2 protein-coding genes are annotated in these 4779 nt (G+C 72.1%); both read right to left on the minus strand.

The features are described from left to right. Positions 1-1841: type I polyketide synthase (locus tag ABZ490_RS51955; protein WP_359008039.1), on the minus strand; the 1841-nt coding region annotated here is incomplete at its 3' end. Positions 1842-2028: 187 nt separating this feature from the next. After that, positions 2029-4779 (minus strand): SDR family NAD(P)-dependent oxidoreductase (locus tag ABZ490_RS51960; protein ID WP_359008036.1); only part of this gene is annotated, 2751 nt, incomplete at its 5' end.

Genomic DNA, 4779 nt, shown 5'->3' on the forward strand with positions numbered 1-4779 from the left:
ACAAACGGAGCCAGCGCACGCTCACACGCCTCCATCGACGCCGCAAACACCGGCGAGACACCCCACAACTCCCGCCCCATACCCACCCACTGCGCACCCTGCCCCGGGAACACGAACACCGTGCCGTCGGGTATCACGTCGAAGTGTCCGGTCACCGCTCCGGGGACCGTGCGGTCGGCCGCCAAGTCCCCCAGGCCGGTGAGGAGTTCGTTTCGGTCCGCGCCCAGGAGGACTGCCCGGTTCTCGAAGGCGGCGCGTGTGGCGGCCAGCGACCACGCCACATCCACCGGACGGACGTCGTCATCCGCCGACTCGACGTACGACGCCATGCGCCCCGCCTGACCGGCCAGCCCCTCCCCACCGCGACCCGACACCACCCACGGGACCGCGCCGTCGACCACGAACACCGGCGCTGCAACCGTGTCGTCGGTGCTCTCCGCCTCCGGTGTCTCGGGGTCGGGTTCCGGCGCCTGCTCCAGGATCACATGGGCGTTGGTGCCACTGCCGCCGAAGGAGGACACGCCCGCGCGACGGGGGCGGCCGGTCTCGGGCCACTCCTCGTTCTCCGTGAGGAGACCGACCGCTCCGGACGACCAGTCGACGTGCGGTGTCGGCTCGTCCAGGTGCAGCAGCTTCGGCAGGACGCCGTGCTGCATGGCGAGGACCATCTTGATGACGCCTGCGACGCCCGAACTTGCCTGGAGATGACCGATGTTGGCTTTCAGAGAGCCCATCCGCAGTGGGTCGTCGCGGTCCTGTCCGTAGGTCGCCAGCAGCGCCTGCGCCTCGATCGGGTCACCCAGCGTCGTCCCCGTACCGTGGGCCTCCACCGCGTCCACCAGATCCGCGCTCAGCCGGGCATTGGCCAGCGCCGCACGGATCACCCGCTCCTGGGAAGGACCATTGGGCGCGGTCAGACCATTGCTGGCCCCGTCCTGATTGACAGCCGAACCCCGCACCACCGCCAGCACCTGGTGACCGTTGCGACGGGCGTCCGACAGCCGCTCCAGCAGCAGCACCCCCACACCCTCACCCCAGCCCGTACCATCCGCACCCGCCGCGAACGGCTTGCAACGACCATCCGGCGCCAGCCCCCGCTGCCTGCTGAACTCCACGAAGTTCCGGGGGCCGGCCATGACGGTGGCGCCGGCCGCGAGGGCGAGGCGGCACTCGTCCTGGCGCAGGGCCTGGACGGCGAGGTGGAGCGCGACCAGCGACGAGGAGCACATGGTGTCGACGGTGACGGCGGGGCCCTCGAACCCGAGGGTGTAGGCGATACGGCCGGACAGCACCGCGCCGGAGCCGCCCGTCAGCATGTGTCCCTCGACGCGGTCCCGGGCCCGGGCGGCGGCCGCCCCGTAACCCTGGTCGCTGCTGCCGACGAACACGCCCGCCTTCTCGCCGCGCAGGGTGCCGGGGTCGATCCCCGCCCGTTCAAGGGCCTCCCAGGAAGTCTCCAGGAGCAGCCGCTGCTGCGGGTCCATCATGGTGGCCTCGCGCGGCGAGATGCCGAAGAAGCCGGGGTCGAAGTCGGACGCGTCGTACAGGAACGAGCCGGAGCGGGTGTAGCTCGTGCCCTGGTGCTCCGGGTCGGGGTGGTACAGGTTCTCCAGGTCCCAGCCTCGGTTCGCGGGCAGCTCGGAGACGGTGTCGACGCCCGCCACCAGCATGTTCCAGAAGTCTTCCGGAGTGTGCGCGTTGCCGGGGAATCGGCAGCTCATCGAGACGATGGCGATGGGCTCCTGCTGCCGGGCCTCTACCTCCTGGAGGCGTCGGCGGGTCTGCCGAAGGTCGGTAGTGACCAGCTTGAGGTAGTCGCGGAGCTTGTCCTCGTTAGCCATGAACGTCATCAGTCCCTAGAGCAGGCCCGAAGGCTTGAAGTCACCCATGCGGCGTTGGCAACCGGGCGGTCGGACGGGGTGGTTCGGTGCGATGCGATGCGGTGCGTTCGGTGCGAGTGGTGCGGGTGGGGGGGAGGGATGAGCCGGACGGGGCGGCCAGGGGGGAGTACACCGCCCCGCCGGCGGTCTAGTTGAGGCCGAGTTCCTTGTCGATCAGGTCGAACATCTCGTCGTCGGAGACGGCCTCGAGCAGTTCGTCGTCAGGGTCGCCGTCGGCCGGCTTCTCCGCCGGGCCGTCCGACAGGCGCCACAGCAGCGCTTGCAGCCGGGTGGTGATCCTGGTGCGGGCGGCGTCGTCGGCGGGGTCGAGGGCGGCGACGGCCGCCTCCAAGGCGTCGAGCGGCGTGAGATCCCCTCCGTCCGCCCCTGTCGTCCGAGGAGCCAGTTCGGACAGCAGACGTTCACCGAGGGCGGCCGGGGTGGGGTGGTCGAAGACCAGGGTGGCGGGCAGGCCGAGACCCGTGACCTCCTTCAGCCGGTTGCGCAGCTCGACCGCCGTCAGGGAGTCGAACCCCAGATCGCGGAAGGCGTGACCGGGGCCGATGGCGCCGGTCCCGTCATGGCCGAGGACCACCGCGACCTGGGTACGCACGAGTTGAAGCACGGTCCGTTCCTGTTCCGCCCGGCTCGCGCCCGCCAGCCGGTCGGCGAACGAGCGCGCCGCACCCGGTACCGGCCCGCCGTCGGCCTCGGCCGCGCCGACGCGGACCTGCGCCGCGTCGAGGAGCCGGGCCTCGGGGATCTCGTCGAAGAGGCGGCGCCGACGGGCGGCCGAGTAGGTCGCGGCGAACCGCTCCCAGATCACGTCGGCGACGACCAGGACCGTCTCGTCGTACGCGAGGGCCTGCGGTACGGCGCCCGCAGCCACCTCGGGGTCCATCGTCCGCACGCCGTAGCGCCGCAGCCGGTCGCCCTCGGCCTCGTGGACCATGCCGCCGCCCGCCCAGGCGCCCCACGCGATCGAGGTCGCCGTACGGCCCCGGCTGCGGCGCCGTTCGGCGAACGCGTCGAGATAGGCGTTGGCCGCCGCGTAACCGGAGTGGCCGCCGTCGCCCCAGACACCCGCGCCCGACGAGAACAGGACGAAGGCCTCCAGCGGGTGGTCACCGAGCAGCGCGTCGAGGTGCAGGGCACCAACGATCTTGGCTCGCATGACGTCCTGAAGTGCGTGGAGGTCCGTGTCCCCGATCGCGACGGCAGGCGGCTCGGTGCCCGCCGCGTGCACCACGGCGTTGACCGGCGCGTCCTGCGGCACCTCCGCGAGGAGGGCGGCCAGGGCCTCCCGGTCGGTGATGTCGCAGGCGGCGATGGTGACGCGGGCGCCGAGCGCGGTGAGTTCCCGCTCCAGTGCGTCCGCGCCCGGAGTGTCCGGGCCCCGTCGGCTCACGAGCAGCAGATGCCCGGCACCGGTCGCGGCCAGCCGCCGTGCCAGGTGCGCGCCGAGGGCTCCGGTGCCGCCGGTGATGAGTGTCGTCCCCGCGAAACCGACCGTGCGCCGCTCATCGGCCTCGGCGTCGACCGGCTTGCGGACCATGCGGCGTACGTACAGTCCGTCCTCGCGTACGGCGAACTGGTCCTCGTCCTCCTCGCCCGCCAGAGCGATACGGAGCCGGTCCCAGAGGTGTGGGCCGAGTTCCGCGCCCGCGCCGCCGGATGCGTGCTCGTCGCCAGAAGGCGCGGGGAGGTCGACGAGACCTCCCCATCGCTGAGGATGGTCGAGCCCGTAGACCCTGCCGAGCCCCCAGACGGCCGCCTGCTCGGGGAGCGGACCGGCGCCCGGCCCGGGCACGCCGACCGCTCCCCGGGTGACCGTCCACAGCGGTGCCTCCACCTCCGCGTCCGTGAGCGCCTGCATGAGCAGGAAGGTCGCCGTGACGGCCTCGGGCACGGCGGCGTGCAGGGGCTCAGTGATGGAACGGTCGCCCTGCGGTGCGAGCGGAAGCAGATTGAGTACGCCGCCGATGAGCGGGTTCTGTTCGAAGGCCTCGCCGAGACGGTCCGCCAGGGTCGCCCGGTCATCCCTCGTCACGTCGAGGACGACCGTGACGACGTCGTCGACCTCCTGGTGACCGCGCAGCCGTTCGACCAGTTCCTGGACGGCACCCTCGGCGGTCCCGTCCACGCCTGGCACCACGACCAGCCAGTTGCGTGCCAGCGGGCCCGCCCCGGCCGTCGATGCGCCGGTCGGCCGCCACGTCACCGCATAGCGCCAGGAGTCCAGCACGGCGCTCTCCCGCTTGCGCCGACGCCATTCCGCCAGGACGGGCAGCACCGGTTCCACCGTGTCGAGCGTCCCGCGCCGCTCGGGCGCCAGCTCGAGGGTGTCGGCGAGCGCCTCCAGGTCCTCGCGTTCGACCGCCTCCCAGAAGAGCGCGTCCACCTCGTCGTCCATGGGGCTGCCCGGCTCACCGTGGGGGGCAGGTTCGGGCAGGTCGAGCCAGTAGCGGCGGTGCTGGAAGGCGTAGGTCGGCAGAGCCACTGTGCGGGTGCCGTGACCGGCCATCACTGCCGTCCAGTCCACCGGGACACCCCGTACCCAGGCCTCGGCGAGGGAGGTCAGGAAACGGTGGGCGTCGCCCTTGTCCCGGCGCAGCGTCCCCGTCACGACCGCGTCCGGTGCGGCCTCCTGGACGGCCATGCCGAGCACCGGGTGGGAGCTGACCTCGACGAACGCGCCGTAACCCTGCTCCACCAGCGCCTCGACCGCGTCGGCGAAACGCACCCGCTGACGCAGGTTCCGGTACCAGTACCCCCCGTCCAGCCGGGCCGTGTCGACAACCTCCGCCTCGGTGGTCGAGAAGAACGGCACCTCACCGGTACGAGGGGCGACCGGGGCCAGCACGTCCGCCAGCTCCTGCTCGATGGCCTCCACGTGACG

The organism is Streptomyces sp. NPDC005811, from assembly GCF_040630405.1.
Lineage (GTDB): Bacteria > Actinomycetota > Actinomycetes > Streptomycetales > Streptomycetaceae > Streptomyces.